General features: G+C 64.0%; 15 protein-coding genes. 6 read left to right on the forward strand and 9 right to left on the reverse strand.

Annotated features, from left to right (window positions below):
* The 6 genes from motB to ald form a co-directional block, all read right to left on the reverse strand.
* A complete protein-coding gene (gene motB / locus G520_RS0107840) occupies positions 1-885 on the reverse strand; it encodes a flagellar motor protein MotB (RefSeq protein WP_028535159.1) in 885 nt (294 codons plus the stop codon).
* Positions 886-894: 9 nt separating this feature from the next.
* Positions 895-1,755: a flagellar motor stator protein MotA gene (gene motA, locus G520_RS0107845; protein ID WP_028535160.1), complete on the reverse strand. Its 861-nt coding sequence runs from the start codon at positions 1,753-1,755 to the stop codon at positions 895-897.
* 283 nt (positions 1,756-2,038) lie between these two features.
* Positions 2,039-3,418: an aspartate aminotransferase family protein gene (locus G520_RS0107850; RefSeq protein WP_028535161.1), complete on the reverse strand. Its 1,380-nt coding sequence runs from the start codon at positions 3,416-3,418 to the stop codon at positions 2,039-2,041.
* A gap of 19 nt (positions 3,419-3,437) precedes the next feature.
* A complete protein-coding gene (locus G520_RS0107855) occupies positions 3,438-4,772 on the reverse strand; it encodes a glutamine synthetase family protein (protein ID WP_028535162.1) in 1,335 nt (444 codons plus the stop codon).
* 24 nt (positions 4,773-4,796) lie between these two features.
* Complete coding sequence (locus G520_RS0107860; RefSeq protein ID WP_028535163.1) at positions 4,797-5,573, reverse strand: gamma-glutamyl-gamma-aminobutyrate hydrolase family protein; 777 nt, start codon at positions 5,571-5,573, stop codon at positions 4,797-4,799.
* A gap of 12 nt (positions 5,574-5,585) precedes the next feature.
* Complete coding sequence (gene ald / locus G520_RS0107865; protein WP_028535164.1) at positions 5,586-6,710, reverse strand: alanine dehydrogenase; 1,125 nt, start codon at positions 6,708-6,710, stop codon at positions 5,586-5,588.
* Positions 6,711-6,882: 172 nt separating this feature from the next.
* Between ald and G520_RS0107870 the strand changes: the two genes are divergently transcribed.
* Complete coding sequence (locus G520_RS0107870) at positions 6,883-7,473, forward strand: cupin domain-containing protein (protein WP_051229247.1); 591 nt, start codon at positions 6,883-6,885, stop codon at positions 7,471-7,473.
* A gap of 31 nt (positions 7,474-7,504) precedes the next feature.
* Complete coding sequence (locus tag G520_RS0107875; RefSeq protein ID WP_028535166.1) at positions 7,505-8,995, forward strand: aldehyde dehydrogenase; 1,491 nt, start codon at positions 7,505-7,507, stop codon at positions 8,993-8,995.
* Here G520_RS0107875 and G520_RS22100 read toward each other — a convergent pair.
* Positions 8,985-9,911, reverse strand: a complete 927-nt coding sequence (locus G520_RS22100) for a DMT family transporter (RefSeq protein WP_051229249.1) — start codon at positions 9,909-9,911, stop codon at positions 8,985-8,987. The two genes, G520_RS0107875 and G520_RS22100, sit on opposite strands and share 11 nt — an antisense overlap.
* A gap of 118 nt (positions 9,912-10,029) precedes the next feature.
* Positions 10,030-10,809, reverse strand: a complete 780-nt coding sequence (locus G520_RS0107885) for a sulfite exporter TauE/SafE family protein (protein ID WP_028535167.1) — start codon at positions 10,807-10,809, stop codon at positions 10,030-10,032.
* A gap of 140 nt (positions 10,810-10,949) precedes the next feature.
* Here G520_RS0107885 and G520_RS0107890 point away from each other — a divergent pair, with 140 nt between their 5' ends.
* Entirely contained in the window at positions 10,950-11,822 is an 873-nt protein-coding gene (locus G520_RS0107890; RefSeq protein ID WP_028535168.1) for an MBL fold metallo-hydrolase, read from the forward strand.
* 26 nt (positions 11,823-11,848) lie between these two features.
* A complete protein-coding gene (locus G520_RS0107895; protein ID WP_028535169.1) occupies positions 11,849-12,037 on the forward strand; it encodes a YgaP family membrane protein in 189 nt (62 codons plus the stop codon).
* Positions 12,038-12,078: 41 nt separating this feature from the next.
* Here the strand turns inward: G520_RS0107895 and G520_RS0107900 are convergent, their stop codons facing one another.
* Positions 12,079-13,731 (reverse strand): FAD-dependent oxidoreductase, encoded by a 1,653-nt coding sequence (locus G520_RS0107900; protein WP_028535170.1) that lies wholly within the window; start codon positions 13,729-13,731, stop codon positions 12,079-12,081.
* 202 nt (positions 13,732-13,933) lie between these two features.
* Here G520_RS0107900 and G520_RS0107905 point away from each other — a divergent pair, with 202 nt between their 5' ends.
* Positions 13,934-14,563: an SAM-dependent methyltransferase gene (locus G520_RS0107905; protein ID WP_028535171.1), complete on the forward strand. Its 630-nt coding sequence runs from the start codon at positions 13,934-13,936 to the stop codon at positions 14,561-14,563.
* 108 nt (positions 14,564-14,671) lie between these two features.
* On the forward strand, positions 14,672-16,741 hold the full coding sequence (locus G520_RS0107910; RefSeq protein ID WP_028535172.1) for a diguanylate cyclase: 2,070 nt from the start codon (positions 14,672-14,674) through the stop codon (positions 16,739-16,741).
* Positions 16,742-16,758 lie beyond the last annotated feature (17 nt).

A 16,758-nucleotide genomic window follows, 5' to 3' on the forward strand; every position in this document is an offset into this window, starting at 1 on the left:
TCAGCCGCCCTTGGCTGGCGGGTAAATCGGGCCGATAGGTTCCTGGTTCATCCCCGGATTGACCCCGTCGTTGAGCAGGGTCGCTTCGGTGTCCTTGTTCAGCACCACGATGGAAATACGGCGATTTTCCGCCGCGAACACATCGGAGCGGATCAGAGGATTGGCCGCAGCCAGTCCGACCACGCGCAAGACCTTGTCCTCGAGCAGGCCTCCGGCAACCAGTTCGCGGCGCGCGGCATTCGCGCGATCCGCGGACAGCTCCCAGTTGCTGTAACCGGCTTGACCCGAGCTATAGGGCGTGGCATCCGTATGCCCGGAGATGCTGAGGTGATTGGGCATCTGGTTGAGATCCTTGGCCAGGGCCTGCAACAACTCTTTGGTATAGGGCATCATCACCGAACTGCCCGAGTTGAACATCGGACGATTCTGCTCGTCGACGATCTGGATCTTCAGGCCTTCCTGCGTCATCTCCAGGCGCAACTGGTTCTGATAGCTCTTGAGCAACGTGCTGGTCTGGATCGTGTGCTGGATTTTCTGCTGCAACTCGAGCAGCTTCTTTTTTTCGTTCTCGCGGTCTTCCTTCACGCTTTTCTTGACCTGCCCCGTGCTGCGCGTAATGTCGGTGCCGCCGCCCTTGATCACCGAGGTCGCCGCGCCCGAGCCTTCGCCCCCCGACAGGGCGATCTTGAGGGGGGTCTTGAAGTATTCGGCGATCCCGTCGAGCGAGCCTTGCGAGACCGAGCCCAGCAGCCACATCAACAGAAAGAACGCCATCATCGCCGTCACGAAGTCGGCATAGGCGATTTTCCAGGCTCCGCCATGCGAGCCATGGCCGCCCTTCTTGATCCGTTTGACGATGATCGGGCGTTGTGATTCGTCAGCCATGCGCGATCCTTACTTGTTCTTCGTCGACTTGACGTGGTCTTCCAGTTCCTTGAACGAAGGCCGTTCGTGCGAGGACAGCACCTTGCGGCCGAACTCCACCGCCACTTGCGGCGCATAGCCGTTCAAGCTGGCCAGGATGGTCACTTTGACCGTCTGGAACGCGCGCGTACTGTCGGCCAGACGATGTTCGAGAATCGTGCCGAGCGGGCCGACGAAACCGTAAGCCAGCAGAATCCCGAGGAAGGTCCCGACCAGCGCGTGCGCGATCAGGATGCCGAGTTCGGCCGGCGGGATCCCCACCGATTCCATCGTATGCACGACGCCCATGACCGCCGCCACGATACCGAAAGCCGGCATGCCGTCCCCCATCGCCTTGACGGCGCTGACCGGGATCTCGCCCTCGTGATGGTGGGTCTCGATTTCGACGTCCATCAGGTTTTCGATTTCGAAAGCATTGAGATTGCCGCCGACCATGAGCCGCAGATAGTCGCAGATGAACTCGACCACATGATGATCGTGCAGCACGGCCGGATACTTGGCAAATACGGGGCTGGATTCGGGACTGTCGACGTCGGACTCGATCGACATCAAGCCTTCCTTGCGCACCTTGGCCAGCAACTCGTACAACATGGCAAACAACTCCATGTAAAACGCCTTGCTGTATGGCGAGCCTTTAAATACGGTCGGCAGCGCCTTCAGCGTCGCCTTGAGCGCAGGCCCCCCGTTGGAAACGACGAAGGCGCCCCCGGCGGCGCCACCGATCATCACGAATTCGAGGGGTTGCAACAGGGCCGCGATATGCCCCCCTGCTGCCACGAACGCCCCCAATACCGACGCAAGAATGACGACATACCCGATTCCGACAAACATTCGCCCGATCCTGTGTTTTTTATAGTTTGAGAACGGTCAGCACCATGCAGCGCACTGACCGCAATGAAGTCATACTACGGGAAACCCGGCCGCGCCATCCCTTTACACAATATAGGCATAATTAAGGGATAGTATGTGAGCACAAGTAATTAGAACGATTATCCACTGCGGACCCTGCCTAGGCAAGCGAAGAAAACCAGTGACTGACAAGTGTTTATTCACTTTATTGAAAACGGGAGGCCGCCCGCACCGCTGGACGCGGCGGGCCGCCCCCCCCCCGGACTCAGACCATCCCGCGCCGGACGATTTCGCGTTCGAACTCTTCAACGCAGCGCTGCGCCACTCCCAGCATCTGGTCGATTTCCTTGCGCGTCACCACCAGGGGCGGCGACGCCACCATATGGTCGCCGCAGGCGCGCATGATCAGATTGTTCCCGAAGAAGATATCGCGACAGAGCGTCCCGGCATCGCCAAAATCGGGGAACAACTCGCGCGTGTCGCGGTTCCGGACCAGGGTAAAGCCCTGGATCAGCCCCACGCCGCGGACATCGTCGACATGGTCGAAACCCTCGAAGGTCTCGCGCCAGCGCTCCTGCATATAGGGACCGACGTCGTTCTTCACGCGATCGACAATGCCGTCGTCGCGCAAGGCGCGCACCGTCGCGCGCGCCACGGCCGCCGCCACCGGGTGGCCGGAATAGGTGAAACCGTGATTGAAATCGCCGCCCCGGGCGAGCCCCTCGGCCACGCGATCGCCGACGAAAACCGCGCCTATGGGTTGATAGCCCGACGACAGGCCCTTGGCGGTGGTAAACAGGTCGGGATGAAAGCCGAAATGCTGATGTCCGAACCATTCCCCGGTGCGCCCGAAGCCGCAAATCACCTCGTCCGCCACCAGCAGCACATCGTACTTGCGGCAAATGCGCTCGATTTCGGGCCAGTAACTCGCGGGCGGAATGATGACGCCGCCCGCCCCCTGAATCGGCTCGCCGACAAAAGCCGCCACCTTGTCCGCCCCGATTTCGAGGATTTTCTGCTCCAGCCAGCCGGCCGCATGCAAGCCGAAGGCCTCGCGGCTCGAATCGCCGCCGAGCCCGTACCACCACGGCTGTTCGATATGCGCGATACCGGGAATCGGCAAATCGCCTTGCTCATGCATATACCCCATGCCACCCAGGCTCGCGCCGCCTATGGTGGAGCCGTGATAGCCGTTCCAGCGCCCGATCAGGGTCTTTTTCTGCGGCTGGCCCTGCACGTCCCAATAGCGGCGCACCATGCGGATCATCGTATCCACCGCTTCGGAGCCCGAGTTGGTATAGAACATGCGCGAGAATCCCGGAGGCGCGATCTCGGACAGCAGTGCCGACAACTCGGTCACCGCCGGGTGCGTGGTCTTGAAGAAGGTGTTGTAGTAGGCCAGCGTCTCCATCTGCTGCTGCGCCACCAGCGCCAGATCCTTGCGTCCATAGCCGAGGTTCACGCACCACAGGCCGGCCATCGCGTCGGTGATCTTGTTGCCGTCCGAATCCCACAGATAAATCCCTTCGCCATGCGTGATGACACGTGCACCGTGGCGATTGAGCGAATCGGTGTCGGTAAACGGATGCAGATGATGCGCGGCATCCATATCGCGCCATTGTTGCGTGCTGCGCTCTTGAGCCATAACCCCTCCATTCGTGGCTTCAAACGTGCAATAACAGGAATTTCCGTTCCCACGGGCTGATGACCCGGAAATACTCCGAGAATTCTTTCTCTTTCATCGCCACATAGAGGCGGACAAAGCGCGGCCCCAGCACTTCGGCGATCTCGGGACATTCGCGCAAGCGCATCAGCGCCTCTTCGGATCCGGTCGGAAACTGGAACTCGAGCTCGTACGCATCGGTCTGGCACGGCTCGCTCGGGCGGATCTTGTTGATCATGCCCAGATAACCGCAGGCCAGCGTCGCCGCCATCGCGATATAAGGATTCGCATCGACGCCCGGCACCCGGTTTTCCACGCGCCGCGCCTGCGCGCTGGAGTGCGGCACGCGGAAGGCAACCGTGCGATTGTCATAGCCCCACTGCACATTGGTCGGCGCCGCGGTATAGCGCGACAAGCGGCGGAAGGAGTTCACATAGGGCGCGAACATCGGCATCGCAAACGGCAGATAGCGCTGCAGACCGCCGATATAGTGGAAGAAGTGATCGGAAGGGCTTCCGTCCTCGTTGCTGAAAATATTGCGGCCACTGCTGCGTTCGACCACGCTCTGATGCATGTGCATGGCGCTGCCGGGTTCATTTTCCATCGGCTTGGCCATGAATGTGGCATACATATTGTGACGGAAAGCCGCTTCGCGAACGGTACGCTTGAACAGAAAAACCTGGTCGGCCAGGTCAAGCGCATTGCCATGCAGGAAATTGATTTCCATCTGTGCGGTGCCGATTTCATGAATCAGCGTGTCCACTTCGAGGTTCTGCGCATGGCAATAATCGTAGATATCCTCGAACAAGGGGTCGAATTCGTTGACGGCATCGATAGAATACGAACGACGCCCGAACTCGGCGCGGCCGGTGCGCCCGATAGGCGCGGCAAGCGGAATATCGGGATCGGGATTGGGCGACAGCAGATAGAACTCCATCTCCGGCGCGAGCACCGGATCCCATCCATGCTGATCGTACAGCGACAGCACCCGCTTGAGCACATTGCGCGGCGCGACATCCACCGGCGTTCCGTCGGAACGATAGCAGTCGTAAATCAATTGCGCGGTGGGATCCGATGCCCACGGCACGAAGCGCAGCGTGGTCGGGTCGGGCTGCAGCACCATATCGGGGTCGGTGAGGTCCAGATGGCTGTCGTCGGGATAATCGCCGGTCACGGTCTGGATCAGCACCGCTTCCGGCAAACGCATCTCGGGATCGCTGACGAATTTTTCCTTCGGGACGATCTTGCCGCGCGCGACGCCAGTCATGTCGGGAACGATGCATTCCACTTCGGTGATCCGGTGTTCGCGCAGCCATTCGATCATTTCGTTGTTCATACGCACTATCCTTTGTCTGTCACCTCATTCACCGACAAACCGGGCCGATGCCGCGCGTCTCGCCTGCCGTTCGCGACAGGCGTCGCCGAAAGCACGCAAGATGGCCATCGACACCGGATTGTCGGCGTAATGCCATTCCGGATGCCATTGCACTGCGAATGCGAACGCGGGCGAGTCCGTGACGCTGAACGCTTCCACCAGGCCGTCTTCCGCCGTCGCCTCGGCCTTCAGCCCGTCGGCGAGGCGCTTGATGCCCTGGTGGTGCAGCGAATTCACGATGGCCGATCCACAGCCCGTCCACCGCTGCAGCGCGCCCTCCGGGCAGAAGCGTACCGTGTGGCTGGGGCCGTACAGCGTTTCCAGCTCGGTGGATGCCGGCTCGCGGTGGTCGTTCATGCCCGGCGCTTCGTGCACGTGCTGATACAACTCGCCGCCCAGCGCAACGTTGATCTCCTGCAAGCCGCGGCAGATGCCCAGCAAAGGAATGCCGGCGGCCAGTACGTGCCGCACCAGCGGCAGCGTGGTGCGGTCGCGTTCCGGGTCGTGCAGCGTGCCGGGGCGCGACGGATCGCCGCCGTAATGCCGAGGTTCGACATTCGACAGCGAGCCCGTCAACAGGATTCCGTCGAACATATCGAGCAGTTCGGGTGCCAGCGACGCATCGCCGAGGGCGGGAATCAGCAGCACCGAGCCACCGGCCCCGCCACGGGCGGCATCGATATATTTATCACCCGCCGCATGATAGGGATGAGCCCCGATCAACTTGATGTCACAAGGAATACCGATGACCACTTGCTCCATGAAAACCTCGTCTCAAGATGAAGATTTGATCGTATCCAGCACATCGACCACCGGATACCCGAGCTCGCGCGCCACGGCGGCATACGTCACATTGCCGCGACAGATATTCAGGCCATGCCGAAGATGGATATTCTCCAGCAGCGCGACGCTCCAGCCCTTGTCGGCCAGCTCCAGCGTGTATGGCAGGGTCGCGTTGTTCAATGCCAGCGTCGAGGTGCGCGCCACTCCACCGGGCATATTGGCGACACAGTAGTGCACGACGCCGTCGACGACATAGGTCGGATCCTGATGCGTCGTCGCATGGCTGGTCTCGAAACACCCGCCCTGATCGATCGCGACATCGACCAGCACCGCGCCGGCCTTCATATGCTTGAGCATCGCGCGTGTCACCAGCTTCGGCGCCGCCGCTCCCGGCACCAGCACGGCGCCGACCACCAGATCCGCATCGCGTATGATCTCGTCGATATTGGCGGCATTGGACACCAGCGTTTTGATCTGGCCGCGAAACACAAGATCGATTTCCTTCAGCCGCGGCAGCGACTTGTCGAGAAGGGTGACATCGGCCCCCATGCCAAGCGCCACGCGCGCGGCGTTCAACCCGACGACCCCGCCACCGATCACGACCACCCTGCCCGGCGGCACGCCCGGCACGCCGCCGAGCAGAACGCCGCGCCCGCCCTGCGCTTTTTCGAGCGCGTGCGCACCGGCCTGAATCGCCATCCGTCCGGCCACTTCCGACATCGGCGCCAGCAGGGGCAAGCCGCCGCGCTCGTCCGTCACCGTTTCGTAGGCAATCGCGACAGCATCGGATTGAAGCAACAGAGCCGTCTGCTCGGGATCGGGCGCCAGGTGCAGATAGGTGAACAACACTTGTCCGGGTCTAAGCAAACGGCATTCCACCGGCTGCGGTTCCTTGACTTTGACAATCATGTCGGTGTGAGCGAAGACCTCTTCGGCAGAGGAGGCGAGAACGGCGCCCGCTTGCAGATAGTGTTCGTCGGCAAAGCCGATAGCGAGACCGGCCTGGCTTTGCACCATGACCTTGTGCCCATGGGCGATCAACTCGCGCACGGCGGCCGGGGTCAACCCGACGCGATATTCGTGATTTTTAATCTCCTTCGGTACCCCTATCAGCATAGTTGTCTCCTCGAATTATGATTCAGGCTCTCCGCCAGCGGCTTGTTTAAAAAAATTCACAATCCGCTTGCCACCTCATTTTGATATTGACTATAAAATGCCGATGTTGCAAAGGTAAATCGTTTTTGCAACGCAGCACGCCGCTTACCGTTCGACTTACACGATGACACAGATGACGTCTAAAATTATTAACAAGCCGGGCCCCGAATCGCCGTCCGTCGATGTCGGTGCACGCCTGCGCGCCGTACGCAACCGCTTCGGCCTGTCGCAGCGCGAACTGGCCAAGCGCGCCGGAGTCACCAATGGCACGATCTCGCTGATCGAGCAGAACCGGGTCAGTCCGTCCATCAGTTCCCTGAAGAAGGTTCTGGAAGGGCTGCCGATGACACTGGCCGAGTTTTTCACCTTCGACATCGAACCGATGCCGCCGCGGGCGTTCTATCACGCCGCCGAGCTCCCCGACCTGGGCCGCGACGGGGTACAGCTCTTGCTTGTAGGGACCGCACACGAACGACGCGATATCGCCATCCTGCGCGAAACCTATCAACCCGGAGCCGATACCGGGCCCGACATGCTGATACACGACGGCCAGGAAGGGGGCGTGGTGATCGCGGGCGAGATCGAGATCACCGTCAACAATGAAAGCCGCCTGCTTGGTCCAGGCGATGCCTACTATTTCGATAGCAAATTGCCGCACCGTTTCCGCAACACGGGAACGGTGCCTTGCGAGATGGTGAGCGCCAGTTCGCCGCCTACGTTCTGAAATCCGAAATCTGACCCAGGAGAATGCCGTTATGGATAGATCCCATGCCGAGTGGATTGCCCAGGCCGCCGAGCTGAAGATCGAAAGCCGCGCGTTTATCGACGGCGCCTACGTCGATGCCGCCGATGGCCGCTGTTTCGACTGCATCGACCCGGCGCGCGGCGTCAAGCTCGCGCGCGTCAGCTGGAGCGCGCCCTCCGATGTCGACGCCGCAGTTGCCGCGGCGCGGCGCGCGTTCGACGCCGGCGTGTGGTCGGGGCTGTCCCCCCGCGCGCGCGGCGGCATTCTCAAACGTTTCGCCGCGCTGATCCGCGACAACGCCGACGAACTGGCCCTGCTGGAAACGCTGGATATGGGCAAGCCGATCGCCGATTCGCTGAGCGTCGACATCCCCGGTGCCGCCTACTGCGTCGAATGGTTCGCCGAAGCGATAGACAAGACCGGCGGCGAACTGGCCCCGGTCGACCCCAAACTGGTCGGACTGGTCAGCCGCGAACCGATAGGCGTGGTCGCCGCCGTGGTCCCGTGGAATTTTCCGCTGCTGATGGCGAGCTGGAAATTCGGCCCGGCACTGGCCGCCGGCAACGCCGTCATTGTCAAACCGTCCGAGAAATCGCCGTTGACCGCCATCCGCGTGGCCGGCCTCGCGCACGAAGCCGGTATTCCTGCCGGCATATTCCAGGTCCTTCCCGGCGCCGGCGACGTCGGGCAGCAACTGGCCCTGCACCCCGACGTCGACTGCCTGGCCTTCACCGGCTCGACCGCGGTCGGCAAACGCATCGCCGCCTGCGCCGCCGAGTCCAACCTCAAACGGGTATGGCTGGAGCTCGGCGGCAAGTCGCCCAATATCGTCCTGGCCGACTGCCCCGATATCGAGGCGGCGGCGCGCGGCGCGGCGGCGGCGATCTTCTTCAATATGGGAGAAATGTGCACCGCCGGTTCGCGCGTGCTGGTGCAAGAATCCATCCGCGCGCCCTTCATCGCCGCCCTGCTCGCCGCGGCCCGGCACTGGCTGCCCGGAGACCCGCTCGATCCGGACAGCACGATGGGGGCCATCGTCGACACACTGCAATTCGACAAGGTTCTCGCCCATATCGATCAGGGCCGCCGCAGCGGCGCCAAATTGCTGTGCGGCGGCCAGCCGGTGCGCAGGGAAAGCGGCGGACTGTTCATCGAGCCGACGATTTTCGACTGCCCCACCCCCGATCTGGCGCTATGTCGCGAGGAAATCTTCGGCCCGGTGCTGTCGCTGATCACCTTCAGCGACGTGGAACAGGCGATCGCGATTGCCAACGACAGCGACTATGGCCTGGCGGCGGCCGTCTGGACGGCCGACCTGTCCACCGCGCACCGCGTCTCGCGGCGCCTGCGCGCCGGAACGGTCTGGGTCAATTGCTACGACGAAGGCGGCGACATGAACCTGCCCTTCGGCGGCTTCAAGCAATCCGGCAATGGCCGCGACAAGTCGCTGCACGCGCTGGACAAGTACACCGAGCTGAAAACCACGCTGATCAAGCTGTAAGCTGCTGCACGACCGGGGGTGTCCCGCGCCGGCGGCGCAGGCGCCCCATGTCGGCACTCCCCAGTGCGAGTCCGCACGACACCACGACCAGCGCAAGCAGCCCGACCGGGCCGACATGTTCGCCCAGGCAAAGCACCGACAAGAGGGTGCCGAACACCGGCACCAGATTGATGAATTGTCCGGCACGCAGGGCGCCGAGCCGACGAATCGCCAGGTTGTACAACAGCATGGCGAACAGAGACGGGCCGAGCGCCAGATACGCGACGCCGTAAGCGAGCCCGGCACCGGGCGCCGGCCACGACGCGTGCTCGGCAGCGGCAAACGGCAGCAGCGGCAGGCAGCCGACTCCGGTCAATATCCACAACAGGGTCAGCTTGTCCAGCCCCGGCGGCAAGCCCTGCTGCACCAGGGTGTAAATCGCCCAGCAGAACAGGCCGGCCGCGACCCAGGCATCCCCGCCGCCCGCGCCGCCGAGCCCGCCGCCTTGAGCCACCAGCAGCCCCATGCCAAGCAGCGACACCAGCATGCCGAGCGCCGCGCCGGCATGCGCGCGTCCCCGCCCGCTCAATACGGACAACAGAAAGACGAAAGCCGGCATGGCCGCATTCAACACCACCGCGTTGGCGGCGCGCGTGTGGCCGAGGCCGATATAGACCAGGGTATTGGACAGGCTGATGCCACTGAGCGCGAGCACCAGCACGGTGCCGCGCACGCGCCAGATCGGGGCGAAATGGCGGCGCAAGCCGGGCACGACGAAAGGGGTCAAACAGAGAAAGGCGAGGCTCCAGCGCAGCAGAGCCAGAGAACAGGGCGGAATATCGGTGCGCAGCGACTTGCCGACAACAAAGTTGCCGGCCCACAACAGAGCCGCGCCGATTCCCGCCAACCACGGCAGGCAGGCAGAATCATATTTCATAAGACTTTTCCGGTCGAAAAGGCACATCGGTCCCAAGCGCTTGTGGCGGTGGGGGCTTAAGGTGGGCGGTTCGCGCCCGGCCTCCTCAGTGCAAGAACCGTACCGGGAACGACAGGAATCAGGACAGGGCAAGTTTGAGCAGCATGCCGACGGCGACCGCGGCCACGACGCAGGCAAAGCCGGTCTGGATCTGGCGCGCATCCAGACGATGGATCAGCACGCGCCCGCCGGCCATGCCGGCGACCGCCGCCGCAACAAAGCCCGTGGCTTCGCGCACAGGGAAATGCGCGCCGCCGAGAACGGCGACCACGACACTGCCGCCGCCGACCAGAGTGATCACCAGCAAGGAGGTGGCGACGATCGCGTGCATGCCCAGATCGGTCAGCCGGCGCAAGGCAGGAACAATGACGAAACCGCCACCCACGCCAAGCAGGCCGGTCAGAATGCCGCTAGCGGCCCCGATGGCCGCAATGGAAAGCGCCGTGGTCGCATTCCAGCGCAAACGGCCCGTCGCGGGATCGTGCCGGCAGGGGGGAGCCTGCTCGCGCCCGTTCCGGGCCAGGCCGCGGGACGCGACCCACAGCATCACCAGCGCGAACACCGCGCTCAGGGCCGGCACCGGAACATGCCGCGCGAGACGGATGCCGAGCGCGCTGAATGGCAGCCCGGCCAGCGCCATCAGGGTGGCGGCGCGATAACGCACCTGATGGCGGTAAAAACCCTCGGCCACCCCGACGCTCGCCCCCGCACAGACCGCGAGCAATGCGACCGGCGCGGCATGTTGCACGCTCCAGCCGAGACCGGCCATCAACGCGGGGGTCGCCAGGATGCCCCCGCCGGCGCCGGTCAGCCCCAGAATGCCCCCGACGGCGAACCCCAGAATCAAGATAGTCAACATGCCTCGCCTCCATTTTGCCGGGCGCCGGATGCGCGCGACCTTCGAGGCGGCTGCCTTGCACGCTTCGGTGTAAACATTATATTTACAAACAATATGTATATCAATATAGTGAATGAAATACCCTGCCGGAGCACAGCACGATGAGCCCTCGCATCCACAGCCTCTACGACCCGGTCACCGCGACCATCACCCATATCGTCTACGACCGCCCGGGTGGGCACGCCGCCATCATCGACCCGGTGCTCGACTTCGACCCCGCGCCGGCCACCACCCGCCACGACTCGGCGACCCGCCTGCTGCGCTTTGTCCACGCGGAGAAGCTGCAGGTCGACTGGATACTGGAGACGCATGCCCATGCCGACCATCTGTCGGACGCGCAATGGCTCAAGCAGCAGACCGGAGGCCGCATCGCGGTCGGAGCACGCATAGCCGAGGTGCAGCGGCACTTCAAGGACATCTACCAGCTCGAGGCCGACTTCGCGGTCGACGGATCCCAGTTCGACCGCCTGTTCGCCGACGACGAACCCTTCCGCATCGGCACGCTGGAGGCCACGGCACTGGCCGTGCCCGGCCATACGCCGGCCGACATCGCCTACCGCATCGGTGACGCCGTCTTCGTCGGCGACACCCTGTTCATGCCGGACGTCGGCACCGCGCGCTGCGACTTTCCCGGTGGCGACGCCGGGCAACTATACAGCTCGATCCGCCGCCTGCTGTCGCTGCCGGACACGACCGGGCTTTACCACTGCCACGACTACCCGCCCGCAGGACGCCCGCCGGCCTGGCGCAGCACCGTCGCCGCACAGCGGCGCGACAATGTCCACGTCCATGACGGCATCGACGAGCAGGCCTTCATCGCCGAACGCCATCGGCGCGATGCGACGCTCGCGCTCCCGGCACTGATGCTGGCGGCGATACAGATCAATATCCGGGCGGGCGCCATGCCGCCCGCGGCCGGCAACGGGATCGCCTACCTCAGGATTCCGGTCGACTATTTCACGCCTCACCCATAACCCTGAACCCGCAACAGGAGAGCAAAATGCAAGCAAATGTCGGTGGTATCGACCGAATCCTCCGTTTCGTCGTCGGCGCGGCCCTGATCGCCGCCACCCTCGGCGGCCTGATCGGCCCCTGGGGCTGGATAGGCGTCATCCCGCTCGCCACGGCCTTGTTCCGGGTCTGCCCGGCTTACCGTCTTTTCAAAATCAGCAGCTGTCCGCGCAAATAACCCGACCGCCGCCCGCTGCCGGGCGGCGATTTTCTGCGGCATCAGTGGCGGGACTGCATCCACATCTGCCAGGTCTTGTAGCCGCCGTTCAGACTGCGCGCGTCGAAGCCACGCTGCTGCAACTGCCGCTGCGCGATATACCCGCGCAACCCCACCATGCAATACACCACCACCGGGCGCTCGCGATCGAGCAGCGCATCGCCGTCACGCAAGCTCGACAGCGGCAGATTGCGCGCGCCGGGGATCATCCCGCCTGCCACTTCTTCCGGCTCGCGCACATCGATCAACTGCACATCGCCGAGCGTCGCCACCTGCTCCGGCTGCACCAGACGCAACAGCCCCTGTTGCAGATTCTGACCGGCCATGCCCAGCAGATTGACCGGGTCCTTGGCCGAACCGAACGGCGGAGCGTAGCACAGCTCCATCTCGGCCAGATCGTCCACCGTCATTCCCGCCTGCAAGGCGACGGCCAGGACATCGATGCGCTTGTCCACGCCTTTCTCTCCGACCGCCTGCGCTCCGAGCACACGCCCGCTCTCCGGTTCGAACAACAGCTTGAGACTGACAGGCGTCGCCCCGGGAAAGTAAGCTGCATGATCGTTGCCGTGCAGATACAGCTTGCGGTACGGCACCCCAGCCGCAAGCAGGTTCTTTTCGTTGAGCCCGGTGCTCGCCGCGGTCAAGGCAAACACCCTGCAGACCGCGCTGCCCTGGCTGCCGCGATAGCGCGACGAGCGGCCGAAGACCGCATCGGCCGCGAGACGTCCCTGCCGGTTGGCCGGCCCCGCCAGCGGCAGCAGCACCGGCCGGCCATCGACGGCATGCCGGACTTCCACCGCATCCCCGACCGCGAAAATCGCCGGGTCCGACGTACGTTGCTGCTCGTCTACCCGGATACCGCCGCCGATTCCGGTTTCGAGGCCGGCCGCTTGTGCAAGCCGGCTTTCCGGCTTCACGCCGATGGCGAGAATCACCAGGTCGGTCTCGACGCAGCGCCCCGACTCGAGTCGTACGCCCAGGCGCGGACCCTCCTCGACACGGCTCACGCTGTCGCCGAGCACGAGCTCGACCCCGTTCTGCCGCAATTGCAAGGCCAGCGGCACCGCCATCTCGGCATCCAGCGGCATCAGCACCTGGTCGTTGCGCTCCACCAGGCAGGCCGCGAGACCGCGACGGCGCAGCGCCTCGACCGTTTCCAGACCGATGAAACCGCCCCCCACCACCGTCACATGCCGAACGTCAGGCGTCAGTGCCATCAGCAGACGATCGAGATCCTGCAGCGAGCGCAAGGTCATCACCCGCTCCAGATCCAGGCCCGGCAGGGGGGGACGCAAGGGCTCGGCGCCCGGCGACAGGATCAGGGCATCGTAACTCTCGTCGTAGCGCAAGCCGCGGCGGCGGTCCAGTACGCGCACGGTCCTGGCGGCGCGGTCGATGGACAGCACCTCGCAGTCGACTCTCACATCCAGGCCGAAGCGCGCGCTCAAGGACTCAGGCGTATGCAATAACAGGGATGCGCGCTGTTCGATCTCGCCGCCGAGATGATAGGGCAAACCGCAATTGGCGAACGAAACGTACGCTCCCCTCTCGAAAACGATGATTTCGGCGCTGTCGTTCAGACGGCGCGCGCGAGCCGCGGCCGACGCGCCGCCGGCGACCCCGCCCACGATAATCAGTTTGTTGACCTCGGCCATGCAAAACTCCTCGCCGGCGTTTACGCCTTTAATAAATCAATTAATATAATATATGTTCATATATTGTCAGAACGCGGGCCAAACCGCAAGCCCGTCCGCCCCATTGACACCGTGTCGTCGGCAAAGCGCGGCATTGGCAAATGGCAGGCGCACAGGCATGATCGGCGTGAGGCGGATACACGCCGGCAAAGCAGGAGAGCTCATGGAAAAAGACAGCCCGGAGTCGAGCGGCGCCGCACCGTTCTGGCACGCCCGCTTCGATCGCGAAGACTATGTCTACGGCACCGAGGCCAACGATTTTCTGCGCGAGCAGGCGCCCCACCTCGGCTCTGCGGCTACCGTCCTCAGCCTGGGCGAAGGAGAAGGACGCAACGCGGTCTTCCTCGCCCGGCTTGGCCATCGCGTGACGGCGCTGGAAGCGGCGCAGGCCGGCATCCGCAAGATACACGCACTGGCCGCGCGCCGCGGCGTGACCGTCGCCACCCTGCAGACCGACCTGGCCGACTACCGCATCGCCGCCGGGCAGTGGCAAGGCATCGTAAGCATCTTCTGCCACCTGCCCCCCGCGTTGCGGCGCGAGGTGCTCGGCCAGGTGGTCGCCGGGCTGGAGTGCGGCGGCGTATTCATCATGGAAGGGTATACGCCGCGCCAACTCGCGCACGGCACCGGCGGCCCGAAAGACGGCGCGCTGCTGCTGGAGCCGGCGACGATACGCGCCGAACTGGACGGACTGGATCTGTTGCACTTCGCCGAAGTCACCCGTCCTGTGATCGAAGGCAGCCTGCACACCGGCACGGCGGCCGTGCTGCAAGTCGTCGCATTGAAACCCTGAGCCGGTGCACGCAGCCTGTCGTCGCAGGGATGCGGCAGTCCGAACCCGGCCTGCGGCATAAACCGAACCGCATTTGCCCTAGCTCACCCGAATCGTGAATAATGGGTCATGCCGAATTTTCACAGCATCAAATTCAAATTCATGACGCTCGGCGCCGGGCTGCTGCTAGCCGCCCTGGCCGGGCGGCTGTTCATCGGCATTCCCTTTTTTCGCGACCAGGTCGTCGACCTCGTCACATCGCAAGAAACGACCATCGCCAACTACGTCGCCCAGGGCATCGCTTCCGGCATCAATGAACGCCGAAACCTGCTCGCCCTGTGGGCGCGCGACTGGCCGGCCGGCGAAACCGACCCGACCGTCCTGAACGCGTGGCTGCGCGAACGGCAACAATCGAGCGCCGCCTTTGCCCAGCTTCGCCTGATCTCGCCGCTCAATCATCGGGTGCTAGCGGCCTGGCCTGCGCTCACCCACCCCCTTCGCCTGGGCGCGGGCACCGATCTACGGCTGGCCGCATCCGACCGCGACGCCGTACTCGGCCCGGCCACTCGCGGCAGCGACGGGGTCGGTGTCGTGCCGCTGACTCTCGCGCTGCGCGACAGGATGGGCACACCCGTCGCCCTGCTCAGCGGCCTCATCCGCCTCGACACCCCCGGCTTTGTCGACACCTTGCAGCACACCCGCCTCGGCGCCAGCGGCGGGCTGCTGCTGATTTCCCCGCGCGAGCGGCGGTTTGTCGCTGCCGGCGACAGCACGCTGAACCTGGCGCCAACCCCCAAACCCGGCGTCAACCCCTTCTACGACCGCGCGATGAACGGCTTTCGCGGTTCAGGCAGCACGGTCAACCCGGAAGGCGTCGAAGAGATCGTGTCGCTGGCGACGGTCCCCGGCAGCGACTGGTTCGTGGCGGCGCACATGCCGAGAGCCGAAGCCCTGCGCCCGGTCGCCGCATTCAAGCTTTTTTCGCTGAAAGGCGGCTTGTTCATTCTGATCGTCATCGTCATCAGCTTCGCCATTTTCATGTCGCGCCTGCTGTCGCCGCTGAGCGCCGCTTCGCGCGCGATCAGCGACATGGCCTGTGGCAAGCGCGAGCTGGAAGCGATCCCCGTGCGGGGGCATGACGAAGTCAGCGAGCTCTTGCGCGGCTTCAACCACCTGGTCGCCCGCCTGCAGGAAAAAGAACAGGCGCTCAATCGCACGCTGGAGTCGCTGGACCAGCAAGCCAGCACCGATGCACTGACCGGCGCCTGGAACCGCCGCCAGTTCGACGAACTGGCCGAAAGCGAGTTGTCGCGGTCGCAACGCTACGGACAGCCGATTTCCATCCTGCTGCTCGATCTCGACCTGTTCAAGAAAATCAACGACGACTATGGCCACGGCGAAGGCGATCGCGTACTGCAGCAGGTCGCCGACTGTATCCGCTGGACCTTGCGCAAGTCGGACTCGCTCACCCGCTGGGGCGGCGAGGAATTCATCGTACTGATGCCGCAGACCTCGCTATCGCAAGCGGTGGTCCTGGCCGAACGCGTGCGCGCGAGCATCGCCTCGCATCGCATCATGGAGCAGGACCCCGTCACCGCCAGCATCGGCGTCGCCGAATTCGCTCCGCCCGAGACGCGGGACCAGTGGGTCGCCCGCGCCGATGCCGCCATGTACCGGGCCAAACGCGCGGGCCGCAATCGCATCGAAATCGACCACGTGCCGGGCGGCGTCCCGGTACTGACCGCCCCGCGCCGCGCCGATGTCGGCCAACTGCTGTGGAGCGAGCACTTCGCGACCGGGAACCCGTCGCTGGACGCCCAGCACCGCGCACTCTTCGACGACAGCAACATCCTGCTCGACGCGATCCGCAACGGGGACAGCGCCCACGATATCGCCGAGCGCGCCGAACACCTGCTGCACCATGTCCTGCGCCATTTCCAGGAAGAAGAATCCCTGCTGCTCGCGGTCAAGCACCCGCTGATCGAGACCTACGTCGCCTTGCACAAGGCGCTCGCTCACGGCGCGACCGAGCAGTTGCAACGATTTCGCGGCGGAACCCTGGGCAGTCACATCCTGTCCCGGTTTTTCGCGCACGACCTCGTCGCCAAGCATGTGCTGAACGACGACCATGATTTCTTTACCTACCTGACGGCGCCCTACCCGTCCGTCGCGGCCGACAGCAATGCCGCGCCGCACTGAACAAGCGCCTGACCTCG

Origin of the sequence: Paludibacterium yongneupense DSM 18731 (genome assembly GCF_000422925.1) — a bacterium.
Taxonomy (GTDB): Bacteria; Pseudomonadota; Gammaproteobacteria; order Burkholderiales; family Chromobacteriaceae; genus Paludibacterium; species Paludibacterium yongneupense.

What these genes read in the sequence shown, in the direction of transcription:
- G520_RS0107895 (WP_028535169.1), top strand. Translation starts at nt 11,849, where the DNA reads ATGCAAGCAAATGTCGGTGGTATCGACCGAATCCTCCGTTTCGTCGTC.
- G520_RS0107870 (WP_051229247.1), top strand. Translation starts at nt 6,883, where the DNA reads ATGACGTCTAAAATTATTAACAAGCCGGGCCCCGAATCGCCGTCCGTC.
- G520_RS0107890 (WP_028535168.1), top strand. Translation starts at nt 10,950, where the DNA reads ATGAGCCCTCGCATCCACAGCCTCTACGACCCGGTCACCGCGACCATC.
- G520_RS22100 (WP_051229249.1), bottom strand. Translation starts at nt 9,911, where the DNA reads ATGAAATATGATTCTGCCTGCCTGCCGTGGTTGGCGGGAATCGGCGCG.
- G520_RS0107910 (WP_028535172.1), top strand. Translation starts at nt 14,672, where the DNA reads ATGCCGAATTTTCACAGCATCAAATTCAAATTCATGACGCTCGGCGCC.
- G520_RS0107850 (WP_028535161.1), bottom strand. Translation starts at nt 3,418, where the DNA reads ATGGCTCAAGAGCGCAGCACGCAACAATGGCGCGATATGGATGCCGCG.
- G520_RS0107855 (WP_028535162.1), bottom strand. Translation starts at nt 4,772, where the DNA reads ATGAACAACGAAATGATCGAATGGCTGCGCGAACACCGGATCACCGAA.
- G520_RS0107860 (WP_028535163.1), bottom strand. Translation starts at nt 5,573, where the DNA reads ATGGAGCAAGTGGTCATCGGTATTCCTTGTGACATCAAGTTGATCGGG.
- G520_RS0107885 (WP_028535167.1), bottom strand. Translation starts at nt 10,809, where the DNA reads ATGTTGACTATCTTGATTCTGGGGTTCGCCGTCGGGGGCATTCTGGGG.
- G520_RS0107875 (WP_028535166.1), top strand. Translation starts at nt 7,505, where the DNA reads ATGGATAGATCCCATGCCGAGTGGATTGCCCAGGCCGCCGAGCTGAAG.
- motB (WP_028535159.1), bottom strand. Translation starts at nt 885, where the DNA reads ATGGCTGACGAATCACAACGCCCGATCATCGTCAAACGGATCAAGAAG.
- ald (WP_028535164.1), bottom strand. Translation starts at nt 6,710, where the DNA reads ATGCTGATAGGGGTACCGAAGGAGATTAAAAATCACGAATATCGCGTC.
- G520_RS0107905 (WP_028535171.1), top strand. Translation starts at nt 13,934, where the DNA reads ATGGAAAAAGACAGCCCGGAGTCGAGCGGCGCCGCACCGTTCTGGCAC.
- motA (WP_028535160.1), bottom strand. Translation starts at nt 1,755, where the DNA reads ATGTTTGTCGGAATCGGGTATGTCGTCATTCTTGCGTCGGTATTGGGG.
- G520_RS0107900 (WP_028535170.1), bottom strand. Translation starts at nt 13,731, where the DNA reads ATGGCCGAGGTCAACAAACTGATTATCGTGGGCGGGGTCGCCGGCGGC.